Annotated in this window: 20 protein-coding genes; 19 read left to right on the top strand and 1 reads right to left on the bottom strand. The window is 69.4% G+C overall.

The window, feature by feature from the left end; translation table 11 throughout:
- Positions 1 to 72: 72 nt before the first annotated feature.
- The 19 genes from ACE3OG_RS02940 (at position 73) to ACE3OG_RS02850 (ending at position 17,743) form a co-directional block, all read left to right on the top strand.
- On the top strand, positions 73 to 987 hold the full coding sequence (locus ACE3OG_RS02940) for a phosphoribulokinase (protein WP_374305953.1): 915 nt from the start codon (positions 73 to 75) through the stop codon (positions 985 to 987).
- Positions 962 to 2,956 (top strand): transketolase, encoded by a 1,995-nt coding sequence (gene tkt, locus ACE3OG_RS02935; RefSeq protein ID WP_374305952.1) that lies wholly within the window; start codon positions 962 to 964, stop codon positions 2,954 to 2,956. Before ACE3OG_RS02940 ends, tkt begins: the two co-directional genes overlap by 26 nt.
- 52 nt (positions 2,957 to 3,008) lie before the next feature.
- Positions 3,009 to 4,094, top strand: a complete 1,086-nt coding sequence (gene fba, locus ACE3OG_RS02930; RefSeq protein WP_374305950.1) for a class II fructose-bisphosphate aldolase — start codon at positions 3,009 to 3,011, stop codon at positions 4,092 to 4,094.
- Between the two features lie 106 nt (positions 4,095 to 4,200).
- Positions 4,201 to 4,731, top strand: a complete 531-nt coding sequence (locus tag ACE3OG_RS02925; RefSeq protein WP_374305949.1) for a hypothetical protein — start codon at positions 4,201 to 4,203, stop codon at positions 4,729 to 4,731.
- Between the two features lie 105 nt (positions 4,732 to 4,836).
- A complete protein-coding gene (rpe, locus tag ACE3OG_RS02920) occupies positions 4,837 to 5,520 on the top strand; it encodes a ribulose-phosphate 3-epimerase (protein ID WP_374305947.1) in 684 nt (227 codons plus the stop codon).
- A gap of 200 nt (positions 5,521 to 5,720) precedes the next feature.
- Positions 5,721 to 5,855: a 50S ribosomal protein L34 gene (gene rpmH / locus ACE3OG_RS02915; protein WP_374305945.1), complete on the top strand. Its 135-nt coding sequence runs from the start codon at positions 5,721 to 5,723 to the stop codon at positions 5,853 to 5,855.
- Positions 5,852 to 6,268: a ribonuclease P protein component gene (gene rnpA, locus ACE3OG_RS02910; RefSeq protein ID WP_374306082.1), complete on the top strand. Its 417-nt coding sequence runs from the start codon at positions 5,852 to 5,854 to the stop codon at positions 6,266 to 6,268. The genes rpmH and rnpA overlap by 4 nt, the downstream gene beginning before the upstream one ends.
- 95 nt (positions 6,269 to 6,363) lie before the next feature.
- Entirely contained in the window at positions 6,364 to 8,154 is a 1,791-nt protein-coding gene (yidC, locus tag ACE3OG_RS02905; RefSeq protein WP_374305944.1) for a membrane protein insertase YidC, read from the top strand.
- The gene (yihA, locus tag ACE3OG_RS02900) at positions 8,151 to 8,831 is read left to right on the top strand and encodes a ribosome biogenesis GTP-binding protein YihA/YsxC (protein ID WP_374305943.1); all 681 of its coding nucleotides are present in this window, start codon (positions 8,151 to 8,153) and stop codon (positions 8,829 to 8,831) included. The genes yidC and yihA overlap by 4 nt, the downstream gene beginning before the upstream one ends.
- An 87-nt stretch (positions 8,832 to 8,918) precedes the next feature.
- Positions 8,919 to 9,797 carry an acetylglutamate kinase gene (gene argB / locus ACE3OG_RS02895; RefSeq protein WP_374305942.1) on the top strand — a complete coding sequence of 293 codons (879 nt, stop codon included), beginning with the start codon at positions 8,919 to 8,921 and terminating at the stop codon, positions 9,795 to 9,797.
- 92 nt (positions 9,798 to 9,889) lie between these two features.
- Positions 9,890 to 10,564, top strand: a complete 675-nt coding sequence (locus ACE3OG_RS02890; RefSeq protein ID WP_374306081.1) for a pyrimidine 5'-nucleotidase — start codon at positions 9,890 to 9,892, stop codon at positions 10,562 to 10,564.
- Positions 10,565 to 10,662: 98 nt separating this feature from the next.
- Positions 10,663 to 11,892 (top strand): GTP-binding protein, encoded by a 1,230-nt coding sequence (locus tag ACE3OG_RS02885; RefSeq protein ID WP_374305940.1) that lies wholly within the window; start codon positions 10,663 to 10,665, stop codon positions 11,890 to 11,892.
- A 126-nt stretch (positions 11,893 to 12,018) separates the two neighbouring features.
- Complete coding sequence (gene dapD / locus ACE3OG_RS02880; protein ID WP_374305939.1) at positions 12,019 to 12,876, top strand: 2,3,4,5-tetrahydropyridine-2,6-dicarboxylate N-succinyltransferase; 858 nt, start codon at positions 12,019 to 12,021, stop codon at positions 12,874 to 12,876.
- Positions 12,876 to 13,367 carry a hypothetical protein gene (locus ACE3OG_RS02875; protein WP_374305937.1) on the top strand — a complete coding sequence of 164 codons (492 nt, stop codon included), beginning with the start codon at positions 12,876 to 12,878 and terminating at the stop codon, positions 13,365 to 13,367. Before dapD ends, ACE3OG_RS02875 begins: the two co-directional genes overlap by 1 nt.
- A gap of 86 nt (positions 13,368 to 13,453) precedes the next feature.
- Positions 13,454 to 14,314, top strand: coding sequence for a chorismate mutase (locus tag ACE3OG_RS02870; protein ID WP_374305936.1), 861 nt, complete (start codon positions 13,454 to 13,456; stop codon positions 14,312 to 14,314).
- 23 nt (positions 14,315 to 14,337) lie between these two features.
- Positions 14,338 to 15,453, top strand: coding sequence for a histidinol-phosphate transaminase (gene hisC, locus ACE3OG_RS02865; RefSeq protein ID WP_374305934.1), 1,116 nt, complete (start codon positions 14,338 to 14,340; stop codon positions 15,451 to 15,453).
- Between the two features lie 3 nt (positions 15,454 to 15,456).
- Positions 15,457 to 16,404, top strand: a complete 948-nt coding sequence (locus tag ACE3OG_RS02860; protein WP_374305933.1) for a prephenate/arogenate dehydrogenase family protein — start codon at positions 15,457 to 15,459, stop codon at positions 16,402 to 16,404.
- Positions 16,405 to 16,500: 96 nt separating this feature from the next.
- Positions 16,501 to 17,040, top strand: a complete 540-nt coding sequence (locus tag ACE3OG_RS02855) for an invasion associated locus B family protein (protein ID WP_374305932.1) — start codon at positions 16,501 to 16,503, stop codon at positions 17,038 to 17,040.
- A gap of 226 nt (positions 17,041 to 17,266) precedes the next feature.
- The gene (locus ACE3OG_RS02850; RefSeq protein ID WP_374305930.1) at positions 17,267 to 17,743 is read left to right on the top strand and encodes a Crp/Fnr family transcriptional regulator; all 477 of its coding nucleotides are present in this window, start codon (positions 17,267 to 17,269) and stop codon (positions 17,741 to 17,743) included.
- A 52-nt stretch (positions 17,744 to 17,795) separates the two neighbouring features.
- On the opposite strand, the gene ACE3OG_RS02845 is transcribed toward ACE3OG_RS02850, so the two are convergent.
- The gene (locus tag ACE3OG_RS02845) at positions 17,796 to 20,840 is read right to left on the bottom strand and encodes a tetratricopeptide repeat protein (protein ID WP_374305928.1); all 3,045 of its coding nucleotides are present in this window, start codon (positions 20,838 to 20,840) and stop codon (positions 17,796 to 17,798) included.
- Between the last annotated feature and the right edge of the window lie 4 nt (positions 20,841 to 20,844).

Below are 20,844 nucleotides of genomic sequence, written 5' to 3'. Positions count from 1 at the left end.
GCCTGACGGTAAGGTGCGGGCCGCGGCCCGACGCGAGGCGCAGCTACAATTCGGGAGCGGAAGCCCGAAACCATGTCGGTCAGATATCCGATCATCTCGGTCACCGGCTCGTCCGGCGCGGGAACGACCTCGGTCAAACGCACCTTCGAGCAGATCTTTCGCCGCGAGGGCGTCAACGCCTGCTACATCGAGGGCGACGCCTTCCATCGCTACGACCGCGAGGAGATGCGCGGGGTCATGGAGCGCGAGGCCGCGGCGGGCAATCCCCACTTCAGCCATTTCGGCCCGCAGGCCAATCTGCTCGAGGAGCTCGAGGAGGTCTTCCGCACCTATAGCGCGCGCGGCGTCGCCCGCTCCCGCCATTACGTGCACGACATGGCCGAGGCGGCGCTGTTCGGCCAGCCGCCCGGCACCTTCACGGAATGGAAATCTCTTCAGGCGCACAGCGACCTTCTGTTCTACGAGGGCCTGCATGGCGCAGTCGTCACCGAGAAGGTCAATATCGCGCGCCACGCCGACCTGAAGATCGGCGTCGTTCCGGTGATCAACCTCGAATGGATTCAGAAAATCCATCGCGACCGCGGCGACCGCGGCTATACGATGGACGCCGTAGTGGACACCATACTGCGGCGGATGCCAGACTATACGCGTTACATCTGTCCGCAGTTCACGGAGACCGACATCAATTTCCAGCGCGTGCCGACGGTGGACACGTCCAATCCTTTCACGGCCCGCTGGATTCCGACGGCCGACGAATCCATGGTGATCATCCGCTTCGCCAAGCCCGGGGGCATCGACTTCCCCTATCTGCTGTCGATGATCCACGACAGCTTCATGTCGCGGGCGAACTCCATCGTCATTCCGGGCGCCAAGCTCGACATCGCCATGCAGCTGATTCTCACGCCCTTCATCCTTCAGATCGTCGAGCGCCGCAAACGCCTCACGCAGGGACGCAAATTCGATGAACGCGCTCACGAAACCTTCTAAGGCGTCGCACGCGGAGCTCGCCGCCGCCATCCGCGTTTTGTCGATGGACGCCGTCGAGAGGGCGAACTCCGGCCATCCCGGCATGCCGATGGGCATGGCCGACGCGGCGACCGTGCTGTTCACGCGCTTCATGAAGTTCGACGCCGCCGACCCGGCCTGGCCCGACCGCGACCGTTTCGTGCTGTCCGCCGGCCACGGCTCGATGCTGCTCTATTCGCTGCTCTTCCTGCTCGGCTACCCCGGCGTCGCGCTCGACGAGCTGAAGCGCTTCCGCCAGCTCGGCTCGAAGACGCCGGGCCATCCCGAATACGGCCACACCGCTGGCGTCGAGACGACCACCGGGCCGCTCGGCCAGGGCCTCGCCGCTGCGGTCGGCATGGCGATCGCCGAGAAGCTGCTCGCCGCGCGCTACGGCGCGGCGCTCGTCGACCACCGCACCTATGTCGTCGCCGGCGACGGCTGCCTGATGGAGGGCGTGAGCCAGGAGGCGATCACCCTCGCCGGCCATCTGAAGCTCGGCAAGCTGATCGTGCTGTGGGACGACAACGGCATCACCATCGACGGCGCCGTCTCGCTCGCCGATTCGAGCGACCAGCTCGCGCGCTTCGAAGCCGCCGGCTGGGCGGCCTCGCGCGTCGACGGGCACGATCCCGAGGCGGTCGCCGCCGCGCTTCAGGCGGCGCAGGGCTCCGACCGTCCCGTCCTCATCGCCTGCCGCACGACCATCGGCTTCGGCGCGCCGACCAAGGCCGGCAGCCACGCCTCGCATGGCGCGGCGCTCGGCGAGAAGGAGATCGCCGGCGCGCGCGCGGCCTACGGCTGGCCGCACGCGCCCTTCGTCATCCCCGACCCCGTCCTCGAGGGCTGGCGCGGGGCGGCGGCGAACGCCGCGAAGGCGCGCGCCGCCTGGGACGAGCGCCTGCGCGCCGCTCCGGCGCCGACGCGCGACAGCTTCCTCGCCGACCTGTCGGGCGCGGCGCGGCCCGAGGTCGGCGCCGCCGTCGAGGCCTTCAAGAAGGCGGCGAGCGAGGCCAACACGCCGCAGGCGACGCGCGTCTCCTCGCAGAAGACGCTCGAGAAGCTCGCGCCGGCGCAGCCGAACCTCATCGGCGGCTCGGCCGACCTCACCGGCTCGAACAACACCAAGGTTCCCGGCCTCGAAGCGGTGACGCCGCTCGATTTCTCCGGCCGCTACCTGCATTACGGCGTCCGCGAATTCGGCATGGCCGCGGCGATGAACGGGATCGCCGTCCATGGCGGCTTCATCCCCTACGGCGGCACCTTCCTCGCCTTCGCCGACTACAGCCGCCCGGCGATCCGCCTCGCCGCGCTGATGGGGATCAGGGTCATCCACGTGCTGACCCACGACTCCATCGGCCTCGGCGAGGACGGCCCGACGCACCAGCCGGTCGAGCATCTCGCCGCGCTGCGCGCCATTCCCAACCTCTTCGTCTTCCGCCCGGCCGACGCCGTCGAGACGGCCGAGGCGTGGCAGCTCGCGCTCGAGCGCGCCGGCGCGCCCTCGGCGCTCGTGCTGACGCGCCAGAACCTGCCGATCGCGCGGCGCGCGCATACCGCCGAGAATCTGAGCGCAAAGGGCGGCTATGTCCTGCGCGAGCCCGCGGCGGCGCGCCAGGCGACGATCGTCGCCACCGGCTCGGAGGTCATGCTCGCGCTGGAGGCGGCGGAAACGCTCGCCGGCGCGGGAATAGCCGTCGCCGTCGTCTCGCTGCCCTGCTTCGAGCTCTTCGCCGCGCAGGGCGAGGCTTACCGCGAAGCGACGCTGGGCGAGGCGCCGCGCGTCGGCGTCGAGGCGGCGCTACGGCAGGGCTGGGACCTTGCGCTTCGGCCGCAGGACGGCTTCGTCGGCCTGACCGGCTACGGCGCCAGCGCGCCGGCGACCGAGCTTTTCAGGAAATTCGGCGTCACCACAGAAGCCGTCGTCGCGGCCGTCAAGGCGCGGCTGTAACGGCGCGGCGCGCGCCGCGTTAAAAAGAAATTTGCAATCGACGGAGACACTTATGGCCCGCATCACCCTTCGCCAGCTGCTCGACCACGCGGCGGAGCACGACTATGGCGTGCCCGCCTTCAACATCAACAACATGGAGCAGGGCCTCGCCATCGTCGAGGCGGCGGCCTCGGTCGACGCGCCGGTGATCATCCAGGCGAGCCGCGGCGCGAGGGCCTACGCCAACGACATCATGCTCGCGCGCATGATCGACGCGCTCATCGAGATGTATCCCGACATCCCGATCTGCATGCATCAGGACCACGGCAACGGCGAGGCCACCTGCTTCTCGGCGATCCAGCACGGCTTCTCTTCGGTGATGATGGACGGCTCGCTCGAGGCCGACGCCAAGACGCCCGCGTCCTATGACTACAACGTCGCAGTCACCGCCCGCGTCGCCGAGGTCGCCCATCTCGTAGGCGCCTCCGTCGAAGGCGAGCTCGGCGTGCTCGGCTCGCTCGAGCACGGGACCGGCGAGCAGGAGGACGGCCACGGCGCCGAGGGCGTGCTCTCGCGCGAGCAGCTTTTGACCGATCCCGACCAGGCGGTCGACTTCGTGAGCCGCACCAAGGTCGATGCGCTCGCCATCGCCATGGGCACCTCGCACGGCGCCTATAAATTCTCGCGCAAGCCCGACGGCGACATCCTCTCGATGAAGGTGATCGAGGAGATCCACCGGAAGCTGCCGAACACCCATCTCGTCATGCACGGCTCGTCGTCGGTGCCGCAGGACCTGCAGGACGTCTTCAACGAATATGGCGGGCAGATGCGCCAGACCTTCGGCGTGCCGGTCGAGGAGATCGTGCGCGGCATCAGGCATGGCGTGCGCAAGGTCAACATCGACACCGATTGCCGCCTCGCCATCACCGGCCAGATCCGTCGCGTGCTGACCGAGCACAAGGACGAGTTCGACCCGCGCAAGTACCTCAAGCCCGCCATGGAGGCGATGCGCAAGGTGTGCAAGCTGCGCCTCGAGCAGTTCGGCACGGCCGGCTGGGCCTCGAAGATCAAGGTCGTCCCGATGGCCGCCATGGCCAAGCGCTACGCCGCGGGCGAGCTCGATCCGCGCGTCTCGGTGCGGCGCTCGGCGGCGGAATAGGCGCAAGGCGGGACGCCCCGCGCGTCGGCGGCGTGCGTCCCTGCACGGCGAACGCCGCGGCTCCGGATAGGATCGCTGGAACACGCCCGAAGGGGGCGGCGCGATCATGTTCCGGGGGCCTTCCATGCAGTTCGAACAATTTGACAGCGGGGACGCAGGTCCGACGGCGTCGTCGAAAGACCACGCCCAGAAATTTCCCAACTGCGGAAATTATCTCAAGAATTCCATGAACCCGCAGAAGCTGAAGAAGGACAAGCCGAAAATCTGGGCCGCCTTCGTCAAATGGTGCGGCGACGAAGTCTGGGCGACGACCGCCTGCACCTGGGGCAAAGGGCCGATGGTGCAGATCAACAGCGCCAAGGTGCGCCGCGCCAACGGGCGCACCACGGGCGACGACGCCGAGCATGTCATGTGCTTCATCCACGGCAAGGTCGCCAACAAATACGAACAGGGCAATGTCGCGATCGTCTGGGAATCGACGGTCCTGCATGAGCTCGTGCACTGGACGCGCTGGAAGCAGAAGCTGGTCGATCCGAAGGGGCAGGACGGCGCGGAGATCGAAGTCGGCAAGGCTTTCGAAAAGGAAGCCTATGGCGACGACGTCTCGCTGCAGACCCCCGATTCTCCGAAGCAGTGAAGCCGTCGGCCGGACGAGGCCGGCGGCGCGCCTTAAAACCCCTGCCCATTTTCGGACGGATGATCTACGCTCCGCATCCACTCCGCTCCTGAAAAGGCCGAGCGCATGCCGCCCATCCTGATCGCCCCCTCGATCCTCTCCGCCGACTTTTCAAAACTCGGAGAGGAGACGCGGGCGATCGCCGCGGCGGGCGCCGACTGGATCCATGTCGACGTGATGGACGGCCATTTCGTGCCGAACATCACCATCGGGCCGGCGGTGGTCGCGGCGCTGCGCCCGCACACGCGCCTGCCCTTCGACGTGCATCTGATGATTTCGCCCTGCGACCCTTATCTTTCCGCCTTCGCCGAGGCCGGGGCCGACCTCATCTCCGTCCATGTCGAGGCCGGGCCGCATCTGCACCGCTCGCTGCAGGCGATCCGCGCGCTGGGCAGAAAGGCCGGCGTTGCGCTGAACCCGGCGACGCCGGCCGCGAGCGTCGCCCATGTGCTCGACCTCGTCGACCTCGTCCTCGTCATGTCGGTCAATCCGGGCTTCGGCGGACAGGCCTTCATCGCCTCGCAGCTCGAAAAGATCGCGCAGCTGCGCGCGATGATCGGCGAGCGGGCGATCAGGCTCGAGGTCGACGGCGGGATCACGCCGGAGACGGCGCGCCGCGTCGTCGCCGCTGGGGCCGACACGCTGGTCGCGGGCTCCGCCGCCTTCAGGGGCGGCCCATCCTGCTACGGCGCCAATATCGCGGCGCTGCGCGCGGGCGCTCAGGCGGGCCTTTCCCGCGACGCGGCCTGAAGCGGCCGCCGTCGTCGAAAACAAGCTTGAGAAATTGACTTGGCGCTGGAGCCGCCCTTATAAGTCCGGCTCCGCGCCGGACGCGAGCCGCGCCCGCGCTCTTTTTTCGCGCGCCTGCGCCGGCTTCCGGCGCGACGTCATAGTGAACGTCGACCGCCGGCGGCCCTCGGGCAGGCGGCGCAACCCAAAGGAAATTTGCGGTGAAGCGGACATATCAACCGAGCAAGCTCGTTCGTAAGCGCCGGCATGGCTTCAGGGCCCGCATGGCGACCGTCGGCGGGCGTCGGGTCATCGCCGCCCGCCGGGCGCGCGGCCGCAAGAAGCTGTCGGCCTGACCGCTTCGCCCGCGCCGGGTTCTCCTCGCCCGTCCGCTCCGGCGCGCCTCAAGAAGCGCGCCGACTTTCTGCGCGCGGCGAAAGGCGGGCGCCAGCACGCCAGGGCCTTCACGCTGCAGGCGGCCGACCGCGACGAGACGGATACGCCGCCGCGCTTCGGCCTGACGGTGACGAAGAAGACCGGCGGCGCCGTCAAGCGCAACCGCATCCGCCGCAGGCTGAGGGAGGCGCTGCGCCTCGGCGCGCCCCTTCCCGCGCGGCCAGGGCGCGACTATGTCATCATCGCCCGGATCGAGGCGCTGACGCAAAGCTTTCCCTCGCTCCAGGCCGACCTCGCGCGCGCGATCGGCAGGATCGCGGGCGAGGGACGCGCAGACGAAAAGCGTCCACGCAAGGGCGCGCCGCGCAGGTGACGGCGGGGCGCGGGGCGCGCCCTTCGTCCGACCGCATTCCCTGACGCGCGGGCCCCTCGGGCTCGCCGTCGCATCGCCCAAGGCGGCTCAAGAATATGTCGAGCGAATCGCGCAATCTCTATCTGGCGATCGGCCTGTCGATCCTCGTCATTTTCGGCTGGACCTATTTCTTCGCGCCCGCCCCGCGCCCGCCGGCGCAGCGCCCGGCCGAGACGCAGGCGAGCCAGCAAGCGGCGACGGGCGCGGCGCAAAGCCCCGCGCTCGGGCGCATGCAGGCGCCGGACGCCGCGCCGCGCACGCGCGCGCAGGCCCTCGCCGCGACGCCGCGCGTGAAGATCGACACGCCGGCGATCTTCGGCTCGCTGTCGCTCGTCGGCGCGCGCATCGACGACGTGGCGCTGAAGGGCTATCGCGAGACGGTCGACCCCAACAGTCCCAACATCGTGCTGCTGTCGCCGCCCGGCGCGCCCGACGCCTATTACGCGGAGTCGGGCTTCCTTTCGGCCGGCGGCGAGCCGCTGGCGACGCCGCGCTTCGACACGCTGTGGAGCGCCGACCATGACGCGCTGACGCCCGAGGCGCCGGTCACGCTGTCGTGGGACAACGGCCAGGGTCTCGTGTTCCGGCGCAAGATCTCGATCGACGACCGCTTCATGTTCACGGTCGACGACACGGTCGAGAACAAGTCCGGCAAGGAGGTCGCGCTCGCCCCCTACTCCGTCGTCGCGCGCCACGGCCAGCCGAAGACCGCCGGCTATTACGTGCTGCACGAGGGCTTCGTCGGCGTGATCGGCGACGCCGGCCTGCAGGAGTTCCATTACGACAAGATCGCCAAGGAGGAAGGGGGGCAGAAGACCTTCTCGGGCGCCGGCGGCTGGCTCGGCATCACCGACAAATACTGGGCGGCGACGGTCATTCCCGACCAGGCCGAGACGGTCGAGGCGCGCTTCTCGGCCAATCCGGGCCCGACCGGAAACGTCTACCGCGCCGATTTCGTCGGCCCGACGCGCACGATCGCGCCCGGCGCGTCGGCCGAGGTCAAGAGCCGCCTGTTCGCCGGCGCCAAGGAGGTGGCGACGCTCGACGCCTACGAAACCAATCTCGGCATCAAGAAATTCGATCTCCTGATCGACTGGGGCTGGTTCTATTTCATCACCCGGCCGATGTTCCGGCTGCTGCATTTCCTGCATTCGCTCACCGGCAATTTCGGCGTCGCCATCCTGCTCGCGACCGTGATCCTGAAGGGGGCGTTCTTCCCGCTCGCCAACAAGAGCTATCTGTCGATGGCCAAGATGAAGGCCGTCGCGCCGCAGATCGCCGCGCTCCGGGATAAATATCCCGACGACAAGATGAAGCAGCAGCAGGAGACGATGGCGCTCTACAAGCGCGAGAAGATCAATCCGGTGTCCGGCTGCCTGCCGATGCTGGTGCAGATCCCGGTCTTCTTCGCGCTCTATAAAGTGCTGTTCGTCACCATCGAGATGCGCCACGCGCCGTTCTTCGGCTGGGTGCGCGACCTCTCGGCGCCGGACCCGACCAACATCTTCAACCTGTTCGGGCTGCTGCCGTTCGATCCGACGCATGCGCCGGTCATCGGCCACTTCCTGTGGCTCGGCGTCTGGCCGCTCCTGATGGGCGTGTCGATGTTCGTCCAGATGAAGGCGAACCCCGAGCCGGCCGACCCGATGCAGAAGCAGATCTTCACCTGGATGCCGCTGATCTTCACCTTCACGCTCGGCTCCTTCCCGGTCGGCCTCGTCATCTACTGGACATGGAACAACATCCTCTCCGTCACGCAGCAGACGCTCATCATGAAGCGCGCCGGGGTCAAGATCGAGCTGTTCGACAATATTCTCGGCATGTTCCGCAAGAAGGCGACGAGTTGAGCGAGGCGGCCGAGGGCGCGCAGGCGCGCGGCGACGACTACGCGGAGGCGGGGCGCAAGCTGTTCGCCGAGTCCTGCGACTTCCTCTGGGCCGCCGCCTCGCCCGACGGCCTGCCGCCTGCGGGCGCGCCGGAGATCGCCTTCGCCGGCCGCTCCAACGTCGGCAAAAGCTCGCTGCTCAACGCGCTCACCAACCGCAAGAGCCTCGCGCGCGCCTCGCATACGCCGGGACGCACGCGCGAGCTGAATTTTTTCGGCCTCGGCGGCGGGATCAAGGACGCCAAGCTCCGGCTCGTCGACATGCCCGGCTACGGCTACGCCGCCGCCTCCAAGGAGCAGATCGCCTCCTGGACCCGGCTGATGCATGATTTTTTGCGCGGCAGGGCGCCCCTGCTGCGCTGCTTCGTGCTGGTCGACGGGCGACACGGGCTGAAGGCGCCCGACCATGAGATGATGGACCTGCTCGACCGCTGCGCGCTCTCCTACCAGGTGGTGCTGACCAAGCGCGACGAGGTGAAGGAGGCGGAGGCGCGGCTCCGGCTGGAGGAGACGGAGCGGGCGATCTCGACGCGGCCGGCCGCTTTCCCGCAGGTTCTGTTCGTCTCGGCGCACGGCGGCGAGGGGATCGCCGGGCTGCGCGCGGCGGTCGCGCGGCTCCTCGCCGAGCAGCGGGTCTAAGGCCGTGCGGCCGACCGCGGGTTTCGTTGACTTGTCGTCTCGCCGGTCTATGCAGACCGTTGCGACAAATTCCTGAACGGGCTGACCATGAACGAGGCGGCGAGCGAGCGCAAGAAGGCGCAGGAGCAGGCGGCGATCCTGATGCAGGCGCTGCCGCACATGCTGCGCTACGACGACGCCACGGTCGTCGTGAAATACGGCGGGCACGCGATGGGCGACGAGACGGTCGCCCGCGCCTTCGCCCGCGACATGGTGCTGCTCGAGCAGTCCGGCCTCAATCCGGTGGTGGTGCACGGCGGCGGGCCGCAGATCGGCGCCATGCTCAAGAAGCTCGGCATCAAGTCGGAGTTCTCCGACGGGCTGCGCGTCACCGACAAGACGACGATGGACATCGTCGAGATGGTGCTCGCCGGCTCCATCAACAAGCAGATCGTCGGCTTCATCAACGCCGAGGGCGGCCGCGCCGTGGGCCTGTGCGGCAAGGACGGCAACATGGTCATCGCCCGCAAGGCGGCGCCGACCAGCGAAGCCGTCGACCTCGGCTTCGTCGGCGAGCCCGACAGGGTCGACGCCACCGTGCTCGAGCAGATCCTCGGCCGCGAACTGATCCCGGTGCTCGCCCCCGTCGCGCTCGGGCCGAACGGGGAGACCTACAACGTCAACGCCGACACCTTCGCGGGCGCCATCGCCGGCGCGCTCGGCGCGAAGCGTCTGCTCTTCCTGACCGACGTGCCGGGCGTGCTCGACCGCGACAAGAACCTCATCAAGGAGCTGCGCGTCGACGAGATCCACGCGCTGATCGCGGACGGCGTGATCACCGGCGGGATGATCCCCAAGGTCGAGACCTGCATCTACGCCATCGAACAGGGCGTCGAGGGCGTCGTCATCCTCGACGGCAAGTCGCCCCACGCCGTGCTGGTCGAGCTCCTGACCGACCATGGCGCGGGCACGCTGATCACAAGGTGAGCGCCGGCCGCCGCCATACCCCTCCCTCCGGCGCCGGCGCGGCCGGCCCGGGCCCCAAAGCCTCGGGCCCGAACGCCTTCGCGCGCAAGGACATATGGGTCTTCGACCTCGACAACACGCTTTATCCCGCGGACTCCGACCTCTGGCCGAAGATCGACGCGCGCATCACGCTGTTCATGGCGCATCTGTTCGGCCTCGACGGCATGTCCTCGCGCGCGCTTCAGAAATATTACTATGAGCGCTACGGGACGACGCTGCGCGGCCTGATGGAGGAGCACCGCGTCAGCGCGCAGGAGTTCCTCGCCTTCGCGCATGACATCGACCGGTCCGGCCTCGTCCCGAACCATTCGCTCGCGACCGCCATCGCCGCCCTGCCCGGCCGCAAGCTGATCCTCACCAACGGCTCGCGCGAGCACGCGCTGCGCACGGCGCAGGCGCTCGGGCTCGACGAGATGTTCGAGGACATCTTCGACATCGTCGCCGCCGACTTCACGCCGAAGCCGGAGCCCGCCGCCTATGAGCGCTTCTTCGCGCGGCACGACGTCGATCCGACGCGCGCGGTGATGTTCGAAGACCTGCCGCGCAACCTCGTCGTGCCGCATGCGCGCGGCATGACGACCACCCTCGTCGTCCCGAAGGCCGGCAAGATGGTCCAGCGCGAGGCCTTCGAGATGGTCAGCGAAGCGCTGCCCCCGCACATCGACTTCGTCACCACCGACCTCGAGAGCTTCCTCGCCGCCATCATCGCGCGCGAAGACGGCGCGTAGCTCGCGGCGCGCCGCGTCCGGCGCGCTCCGGCCGCCGTTGACGCCTCGTCGGCGCGCCGATAATGTTACGTTATAACATAACGTAACAGAGGTCCACGATGGTCCAGAGCGCTCCCGACGCGCGCCTGCCGGTCACCGTCCTTTCCGGCTTCCTCGGCGCCGGCAAGACGACGCTCCTCAATCACGTGCTCAACAATCGCGAAGGGCGCCGCGTCGCCGTCATCGTCAACGACATGAGCGAGGTCAACATCGACGCCGACCTCGTCCGCGACGGCGGCGCGAACCTGTCGCGCGCCGACGAGAAGCTCGTCGAGATGAGCAACGGCTGCATCTGCTGCACGCTGCGCGACGACCTGCTCGCCGAGGTCCGGCGGCTCAGCGAGGAAGGCCGCTTCGACTATCTGCTGATCGAGGGGACGGGCGTCGCCGAGCCTCTGCCCGTGGCGAGCACGTTCTCCTTCCGCGACGAGGACGGCCGCAGCCTCTCCGACGTCGCGCGCCTCGACACGATGGTGACGGTCGTCGACGCGGTCAACCTGCTCGCCGACTACGGCTCGAACGATTTTCTGCGCGACCGCGGCGAGAGCGCGGGCGAGGACGACGAACGCGCGCTCGTCGACCTTCTCGTCGAGCAGATCGAATTCGCCGACGTCGTCGTCGTCAACAAGGCCTCGGACGCGCCGCCGCACAAGCTCGACCTCGTGCGCAAGGTCGTGCGCTCGCTCAACGCCGACGCCCGCGTCGTCGAGACCGACTTCGGCCGCGCGGCGCTCTCCGACATCCTCGACACCCGCCTGTTCGACGAGGAGAGAGCGAGCCGCCATCCGCTCTGGTTCAGGGAGCTGTACGACTACAAGGACCACACGCCGGAGACGGAGGAGTACGGAATCCGCAGCTTCGTCTATCGCGCGCGGCCGCCGTTCGACCCGACGAAATTCGACGCCTTCGTCAAACGCGCGTGGCCCGGGCTGATCCGGGCGAAAGGGCATTTCTGGCTCGCGACGCGTCCGGGATGGGTCGGCGAATTCTCGCTCGCCGGCGCGATCGCCCGCGTCACGCCCCTCGGCTACTGGTGGGCGGCGGTTCCAAAGCGCGCGCTCGCCGAGCGCGGCGTCAGCGACGCGGCCTCGAACCCTCACTGGCGCGAGCCGTGGGGAGACCGCCGGCAGGAGCTCGTCTTCATCGGCTCGGACATGGACGAGCCGGCGATCCGCAAGGCGCTCGACGAATGCCTGATCGACGAGGCGGCGTCGCGCAGGGGCGATTTCGACGCCTATCGCGCGCTTCCCGACCCGTTCCCGGCCTGGGGCCGCGACCGCTCCGTCTGAACGCTCCCGCGCCGTCCGGCGAACAGCGGCGCGGCCCGGCCGCGTCCATCGACGCGCGCCGACGTTGATCGGCGCGCGCGAATTAGGTAACGCCTTGGCGCCTGCCTCGAACAAGAGAACGCCGCCATGACGCACACCGCCCTCGAAACCATCATCGAAGCCGCCTTCGAGGACCGCGCCAGCGTCAACGCCTCGACGCAGGGCGACGTGCGCAAGGCGGTCGAGGCCGCGCTGCACCTCCTCGACGAGGGCAAGCTGCGCGTCGCCGAAAAGATTCCGGGCGCGACCGGCAAGGACTCCTGGAAGGTCAACCAGTGGCTGAAGAAGGCGGTGCTGCTGTCCTTCCGCCTCAACGACATGGCCGAGATCGACGGCGGCCCCGGCGGCTCGTCGTGGTGGGACAAGGTGCCGTCGAAATTCGCCGGCTGGGGCGCCAAGGACCACGCGGCGGCGGGCTTCCGCTCCGTGCCCAACTGCATCGTGCGCCGCTCGGCCTATATCGCGCCGGGCGTCGTGCTGATGCCCTCCTTCGTCAACCTCGGCGCCCATGTCGATTCGGGCACGATGGTCGACACCTGGGTCACCGTCGGCTCCTGCGCGCAGATCGGTAAGAACGTGCATTTGTCCGGCGGGGTGGGCGTCGGCGGCGTGCTCGAGCCGCTGCAGGCGAGCCCGACCATCATCGAGGACGACTGCTTCATCGGCGCGCGCTCGGAGATCGTCGAGGGCGTCGTCATCGGACAGGGCTCGGTAGTGTCGATGGGCGTGTTCATCAGCGCCTCGACCAAGATCGTCGACCGCGCCACGGGCGCGACGCACGTCGGCTACGTGCCGCCCTACTCCGTCGTGGTCTCGGGCGGCCTGCCCGGCAAGCCGCTGCCGAACGGCGAGCCCGGCCCCTCGCTCTACTGCGCGGTGATCGTCAAGACCGTCGACGCCAAAACCCGCGCCAAGACGGCGATCAACGAGCTTCTGAGGGATTGATGCCGACGCCGCTCGCGGGTTTTCTGTCGGACGTCGGCTTCCGCACGCAGGAGGGCGTGCTCGACGCCTGGACATGGCGCAGGGGCGCGGCGTTCCTCGCCGTCGTCCTCGTCTTTCTGACGGCGCTGTGGCGGCTCGTCGAGCCTTACGCCTATCGCGTGATGACGCCGACGACGCCGCTGTTCGACTGGCGCGTCTTCGCGGCCTACGTCTATCTCATCTTTTACGCGCTGGCCGTGCTGCTGATCGGGATCAGCCTCTACAACATCTCGGCCAAGCGCCTGCGCGCCCGCGGTCTGCCGACCGGCCTCGCCGGCCTCGTGCCGCTGGCGACGCTGTTCTGGGGCGCCGCGCGCTGGCTGCAGCCGCGCGTCGCCGAGCAGATGTCGCCCTGGTGGGTCACGGGCTGCGCCGCCCTGCTTGTCGGCGCGGTCGTCTGGACGGCGCTGGAGCTGGGGTTCAGGGAGCCGCGCGGGCTGGGGCGCATTTGAAATCCGCGCTTCACATGGCTTAAGAGAAGCGTTTGCGTTAAGACATCGCATCGCCGCTCCGAGTCCGCCGCGCTAGCGAGCCCGCAATGACCCATCCCGCCCGCCTCGAGACGCTCGCGGACCTTCGCGTCGAGATCGACTGCATCGACTCGCAGATGCACCGGCTGCTCATCGCGCGCGGCGAGATCATCGACCGGCTGATCGAGGCCAAGGCGCGGCAGACCGGCGCGGTCGAGGGCGCCTCCGCTTTCCGGCCCGGCCGCGAGGCCGACATGATGCGCGCCCTCGTCTCGCGCCACACGGGCCATCTGCCGCTCGACACCGTCGAGAGCATCTGGCGCATCATCATCTCGACCTTCACCTACGTGCAGTCGCCCTACGCCGTGCACGCCGACGTCAGCGCCGGGGACGCGCAGATGCGCGACTGCTGCCGCTTTCACTTCGGCTTCACCGTGCCTTATGTCCCCGAGACGGACGCCGCGGCGGTGATCGCCGCCGTCGCCGCCTCGCGCGGCGACCTCGGCCTCATTCCGGTCGGCGCCCGCGACGGAGGCTGGCGGGCGCTGCGCGCCTCCGACGCGCCGAAAATCATCGCCCGCCTGCCCTTCGTCGAACGGCCCGACCATCCCGCCGGCCTGCCGCTCTTCGTCGTCGCCCGCCCGCTCAAGGAGGCGGCCGTGCGCGACAACGTCGTCTATGACGTCGACTGCGCCGGCGCCGAGGCGCCCGACGCCGCCCGCGCGAAGGCGGCCGGCGCCGAGATTCTGGCGCGCGGCGAGGACGGCGCGCTTCTCGTCTGCGCGCCCGGCGCCCTCGACAAGTCGGCCCTCGCCCGCGCGCTCGGCGTTCCTCAAGGCGCGCTCGCCGAGATCGGCGGCCACGCCGCGCGCTGCGAGGCGGCGCAGGCGCAGCGCGATCCCGCGCCCTTCGTCTCCGCGGCGCAATAGAGTTCCGGAGCCCATTGAAAGCCATGACCAAGCCCGAGGCCGCCGCGCGGCCGATCCCGAACCCTTCCGTCTTCGCCATCGACCCTTACGTGCCGGGCAAGAGCTCGGCGCCCGGCGTCGCGAAGATCCACAAGCTCTCCTCGAACGAGACGCCGCTCGGCCCGTCTCCCAAAGCGAAAGAGGCGTTCCGCGCGGCGGGCGACGCGCTCGAGGCCTATCCCGACGGCGCGGCGAACGCGCTGCGCGAGGCGATTGCCCGCAAGCATGGGCTCGATCCGGCGCGCGTCGTCTGCGGCTCGGGCTCGGATGAAATCCTGCACCTTCTCGCCGCCGCCTATCTGCGTCCGGGCGACGAGGGGCTGTTCACCGAGCATGGCTTCCTCGTCTACAAGATCGCCATCCTCGCCGCCGGCGCGACGCCCGTCGTCGCGCCTGAAAAGAACCTGACGGCCGACGTCGACGCGATTCTCGCGCGCGTTTCGCCGCGCACGAAGATCGTCTTCCTCGCCAACCCCAACAATCCGACCGGCTCCTATCTGCCGAAGCGCGAGGTCGAACGCCTCGCCGACGCGCTGCCGCCGCGAACCCTGTTCGTGATCGACGCGGCCTACGCCGAATACGCCACGCAGACGGATTACGACGACGGCCTCGCCCTCGCCGGCGCGCGCGAGAACGTCGTCGTGACCCGCACCTTCTCGAAGATCCACGGACTCGCGGCGCTGCGGCTCGGCTGGTGCTACGCGCCCGGACACGTCTGCGATGCGCTGAACCGCATCCGGCCGCCCTTCAACGTCAACGGCGCGGCGCTCGCCGCCGGCGTCGCCTCCCTGGAGGACGAAGCGCATATCGCCGCCGCCGTCGCCCACAACGACCTGTGGCGCGCGCGGCTTGCGGGCGAGATCGCCGCGCTCGGCTTCGACGTGGCGCCTTCGGCCGGAAATTTCCTGCTGATCGGCTTTTCCTCGCCGCAGGAGGCCGCGGACGCCGACGCCTTCCTGACCGCGCGCGGGCTCATCCTGCGCGCCGTCGGCGCCTACGGCCTGCCGCGCAGCCTGCGCCTCACCGTCGGCTCGGCCGAGGCCAACGAGCTCGTCGTCACGGCGCTGCGCGATTTCTCGAAGCTGCGCGCGAAGGCCTGAGACATGCCGGACGGTCTGGGGGCGGCGCTCGAGGAGCCGATCTTCGAGCGGGCGGCGATCATCGGCGTCGGGCTGATCGGCTCCTCGCTCGCGCATGTCATGCGCCGCAAGGGGCTCGCGCGCGCCGTCGTCGCCTATGACGCGAGCGCGGACGTGCGAACGCGGGCGCGCGAGATCGGGCTCGCCGACGTCGTTCCCGAAAGCCTCGCCGAGGCGGTCGAGGGCGCCGACCTCGTCATGCTTTGCGCGCCGGTCGGGGCGATGGCGAAGATCGCGGCCGAAATGGCGCCGCATCTGAAGCCGGGAGCGATCGTCTCCGACGTCGGCTCGGTGAAGGCCTCGGTCGCCGCCGATCTCGGCGAGGCGCTGCCGGCGCATGTCCATGTCGTGCCCGGACATCCGGTGGCGGGCACCGAGCAGTCCGGCCCGGACGCGGGCTTCGCCACGCTCTTTCGCAACCGCTGGACGATCCTGACTCCGCCCGAGGGCGCGGACGCGCAGGCGGTGGCGCGGATGACGCGGTTCTGGGAGGGCGCGGGCGCGCATGTCGAGACCATGGCGCCCGCCCATCATGACCTGGTGCTGGCGATCACCAGCCACGTGCCGCATCTCATCGCCTACAACATCGTCGGCACGGCGTCCGACCTCGAGGACTCAGCCCGCGCGGAGGTCATCAAGTTCTCGGCCGGCGGCTTCCGCGACTTCACCCGCATCGCCGCCTCCGATCCGGTGATGTGGCGAGACATCTTCCTCGCCAACAAGGACGCCGTGCTGGAGATGCTCGGGCGCTTCACCGAGGACCTGACCGCGCTGCAGCGGATGATCAGGCGCGGCGACGGCGAGGGGCTCGAGACGCTGTTCACGCGCACGCGGGCGATCAGGCGCGGCATCATCGACCTCGGTCAGGAGACGGCGGCGCCCGATTTCGGCCGGCGCGCCAAGGAAGATTAACGGAATTTATTTCGCGCCGGGCGGCGAAACATGCTCTAAGGCCGGCTCGGCGGGCCCGCCCGCTCCAAACCTTGAAGAAAAGTTCCGGAACGCCCCATGCGCCTTGCTTCGACGCTTTCCCTTCTCGCCATCCTCGTCGCAGCGCCCTGCCTCGCCGAGGAAGCCGCGTCCGACCCCTCCGCCGTCCCCGCCGCGCGCACGCAGCTCGGCGACTGGGTGGCGATCTGCAACGCCGCGCCGTCCGCGGAGAGGCAACAATGCGAGGCCGACATCAGCCTCTCCGTCGACGCCCAGCCCGAGCCCGTCGCGCGCGTCGCCTTCTACGCCGAAGGCAAGGGCCAGCCGGTGCGGCTCGTCGCCATCGTCAAGGCCAACCTCACGCTAGCGCCCGGCGTCGAGATCGCCGCCGACGGCGGCAAGACGTCCTTCACCCTTCCGTTCAAGTCTTGCCTCAACTCCGCCTGCCTGTCCGACCTCGACCTTACGTCGGAGCAGGTGGAGACGTTCCGCGCCTCGCGCGAATCGGCCAGGCTCACCATCACCAACGCCGGCGGCGAGAAGCTTTCGACGCAGATTTCGCCGAAGGGGCTGAAAGAGGCGCTAGACATGGTCACCGGACCCGCTCCAGCGAAATAGGGCGCGAACCGCGAGCGGCGCGAACCCGAAGGGCTGGACGCCGCTCGCCTGGAAGCAGTCATCCGCCGCGCGCCGGGAGTTCGTCGTCGAGACCGCGCGGCGACGGTAAGCCGTGGCGCCTCCTTTGACCGCCGGCGCCTCGCGCCCGGCCGCTGGAATTATGCGCGCCGCCGCCCCAAGATGCTAGGATGCCTCAAGGCTCCGGGAGCGGAAGAAGATCGGTCTCATGGCTGTCAGCTCGCCTGATCTGAAAGCATTCCTGATCGCCACGCCTTTCTTCGGCGGCCTGTCGGACGCAAGCCTCGATCTCCTGATCTCGATGCTGGTCGAGCGCCGGTTCGACGCCGGCGCCGCCGTCGTATCGGAAGGAGAGCCGGGACGCTCGATGTATATCGTTCATTCCGGCGAGCTTGCGGTGGGCAAGCTGGGGCATTCCGGGCGCGTCGTTCGCATGGCGGGTCTCGGCCCCGGCGATTTTTTCGGCGAAATGACGCTCATCGAAATGCAGAACAGGTCGGCCGCCGTCGTCGCGGAAAGCCCGACCGTGCTGTACGAGCTCACGGCCCGAAACCTCTACGCGTATTACAAGGCGGACGTTCACGCCTATGTGATGGTGCTGCTGAACATCAACCGGGAGCTCTGCCGACGCCTCCGTCACGCCGACGATCTCATCGCCGAATTGACAGACGCTTCGCGCGCGTAAGTCGGCGAGGCGCGCCGGCGACGCGCCGCCTGACCGCGCCTGGCGTTCATTTCTACCCGCGCAGCGCGATCACCTCCATGCAGGCGCGGTAGCGCTCGCTGACGGCGTAGTCGACGGGCGTAAAGCCATGCTCGCGCAGGAGCGCGTAAAGACGCTCGCGCGAAAAATTATGGTAGTGCTCGATCTCGCCCCAATAGGGATTGACGCCGTTGGCGTGCAGCAGGCGCCAGAGCATGCTGTCCATGTTGGGCATCGAGGCGAACAGCGCGCCGCCCGGCCGCAGCAGTTTTCGCGCGGCGTCGAGCCCCTTGCGCGGAAACGGCATGTGCTCGAGCACGTCGGCCATGCTGACGACGTCGAACGTCGCCTCGCCCTCCAGTTCCTCGATCAGGGCGCGGCGCGATTCGATCCCGAGCGAGGCGAGCGTTTCGACATTTTTCGCCCGCAGGTCGATTCCGACCGGGACGAAGCCCCATTCCTGCGCCGTGAACAGCAGCGAGCCCGAGCCGAAGCCGACGTCGAGCCAGCGCCCGGAGGCGACGCGGCGCGCGACGCGTTCGACCATGCGCGCGGAAACGAGGCGCTGGCGCTCCATGTCGTAGCCGACCGTCTGGCCCGGATGGATCTTCGAGAAGATCATCTCGCAGGCCGCCGCGTCGAACCAGCCATCGGTGAAGACGTGGCCGCAGCCGGCGCACTCGCGCCATTCCATGATCGGCGGCAGCGCCGGCTGATAGAGGGCGTGGCGCGTGCAGTCGGCGCCCAGAACCTGCGGCGCGTCGGAGCAGCCGCACAGCGGGCAGGCGTCGTAGGGGACGCGCTTCAGCCGCGCGGGCGCAGGCGCGGGGTCTGACGCGTCAGTGACTGCGAGCGCGCGCGGCGGCTCCCCGGCGGCGTGAACCTCCCACATGGCGAGGAGGGCGCTCTCGAAGGCGCGGGCGTAGCGCGGCGCGTCGAACAGCGGCGCGCGAAGCCGCGCGGCGGCGAGCTTTTCGCGGATCGCGCGCAGTTCGCCGCCCTCCCCGGCGGAGAGCTCGAGCGCCCGACGCTCGTAGTCGGCGAGCGAGGACGCGACCATCTCCGGCAGGCCGACGGCGTAGACGAGGCTCGCCGCCGCGCGGCCGGCGAAGGTCTCGCCAAGGCAGGTCAGCACCGGCAGGCCGGCCCACAGCGCGTCGCTCGCGGTGGTGTGCGCGCCATAGGGCAGCGTGTCGAGAAACAGGTCGGCGAGCCGGTGGCGGGCGAGATGTTCGGACGAGGCGAGCTTTTGCGCGAAGACGAGGCGTTCCGGCGCGACGCCGCGCCTTTGCGCCTGCCCGCGCAGATTGTCGCGCGCCCGCGCGTTCGACTCGACGAGCCACAGCACGCTGTCGGGCCGCGCCTTGAGCAGGCGCATCCAGATGTCGAAGAACGCCGGCGTCAGCTTGTAGCTGTTGTTGAAGCAGCAGAACACGAAGCCGCGCTCGGGCAGGCCGCACTCGGCGCGCGTCGGCGCGGCCTCGGCGATCGGGCGCGTCGCGTCGTTCGGCTGGTAGCAATGCGGCAGGTGAACGAGCTTCTCGCTGAAGTCGTCAGCCCGCGCGCGCGGCGCGACGACGGCGTCGGCGACGGCGTAGTCGATGAAATCGGCGCCCGTCGTTCCCGGAAATCCAAGGAAGCTGGCCTGCGCCGGAGCGGGGCGCGTCGCCAGAATGGCGAGCCGCGCGCCATTGGTGTGGCCCTTGAGGTCGATGAGGATTTCGATCCCGTCGGCGTGGACGCGCCGCGCCGCGTCCTCGTCGCTGAGGTCGCAGATGTCGACGAACGCGTCGAAGGCGGCGCGCAGCCGCGCGCTCATGGCGCTGCGGTCGTCCCGCCCATGCGAATAGGCGAAAAGCTCGAAGCGCGAGCGGTCGATCAGCTCGAAGAGCTGCGCGGCGAGAAGCGCGGTGGCGTGACGGCCGAAATCATTGGAGAGGAAGCCGACGCGCAGCTTGCCGGCGGGATGCGGCGCGGGGCGCGGCCCGAAGTCGATCTTGCGTGATTTGATCGCCTTTGATGCGGCCTTCGCCGCGCGCAGCTGCTGCGCCGGGCTCGTCGCCATGCTGAGCAAGGCGAAGGGATCGGCCTCGACGCCCGGCGCGTCGATGAGACGAAGCAACTCGGCCTCTTCAGCTTCGATCCCGCTCCAGTCGCACAGGATGCGGCGCTTGTGATGCAGCCAGATTTTCACGCGCAAAAACGAAGGGTCGAGATCAATCGCGCGGGCGTAGCAGGCCATCGCCTCGTCGAGGCGGCCGAGCTGCTCCAGCGCCGCGCCGAGATTGGCGTGCGCGTCGGCGAGGCCAGGCGCGACGACGAGCGCGGCGCGATAGGCCGCAGCGGCATCCTCACAGGCGCCGCGCGCCTGCAGCGCGTTGCCGAGAGCGACGCGCGCCTCGACGAAGTCCGGGCGCAGGGCGAGCGCGCGGCGGAAGGCTTCGATCGCGTCGTCGAGGCGACCGAGGTCCTTCAGCGCGCGGCCCTGCGCGTAATGCGGCTCGGCCGCGTCGGGCCGCGCGCTCGCGGCCTGCGCGCAGACCGCGAGCGCCTCCTCGAGGCGGCCGAGCTTGCGCAGCGCGTTGGCGGCGTTGGCGAAGGCCTCGACGAAACCGGGATTGAGCGCGCCGGCGCAGCGGTAGGCGGCGAGCGCGTCTTCGAGCCGCCCCATGTCCTCGAGCGCCGCGCCTTGGTTCGAGTGCGCCTGCGCGAAGCCCGGGTCGATCGCCAGCGCCCGCCCGGCGGCCTTGAGCGCGTCATCCGGACGCTTCAGGGCGCGAAAGACGGCGGCGAGATTGGACAGCGCCTCGACATAGGCGGGACGCCCGGCGATCGCGCGGGCGATGAACCCGGCGGCGTCCTCGTGCGCGCCGCGTCGATGCGCGATCAATCCGAGATGATGCAGCGCCTGCGGATGGCCGGGAACGCGCGCCAGAAGGCGCATATAGGCGTCCTGCGCGTCCGCGAGCCGGCCGGCCCGCAGGAGCTCCTGCGCCAGCGTGAGAGCCGCGTCCTCCGCCCCGGCGCCGTCGGCGCCTTCCGCCTCCTGCGCCGCCGCGCCCGCGTCCCATCCGTCCATGCCG

This window comes from Methylocella sp., from assembly GCF_041905455.1.
GTDB lineage: Bacteria > Pseudomonadota > Alphaproteobacteria > Rhizobiales > Beijerinckiaceae > Methylocapsa.
The sequence above is the reverse complement of the archived record's forward strand: the minus strand, read 5'-3'. Positions and strand labels throughout refer to the sequence as shown.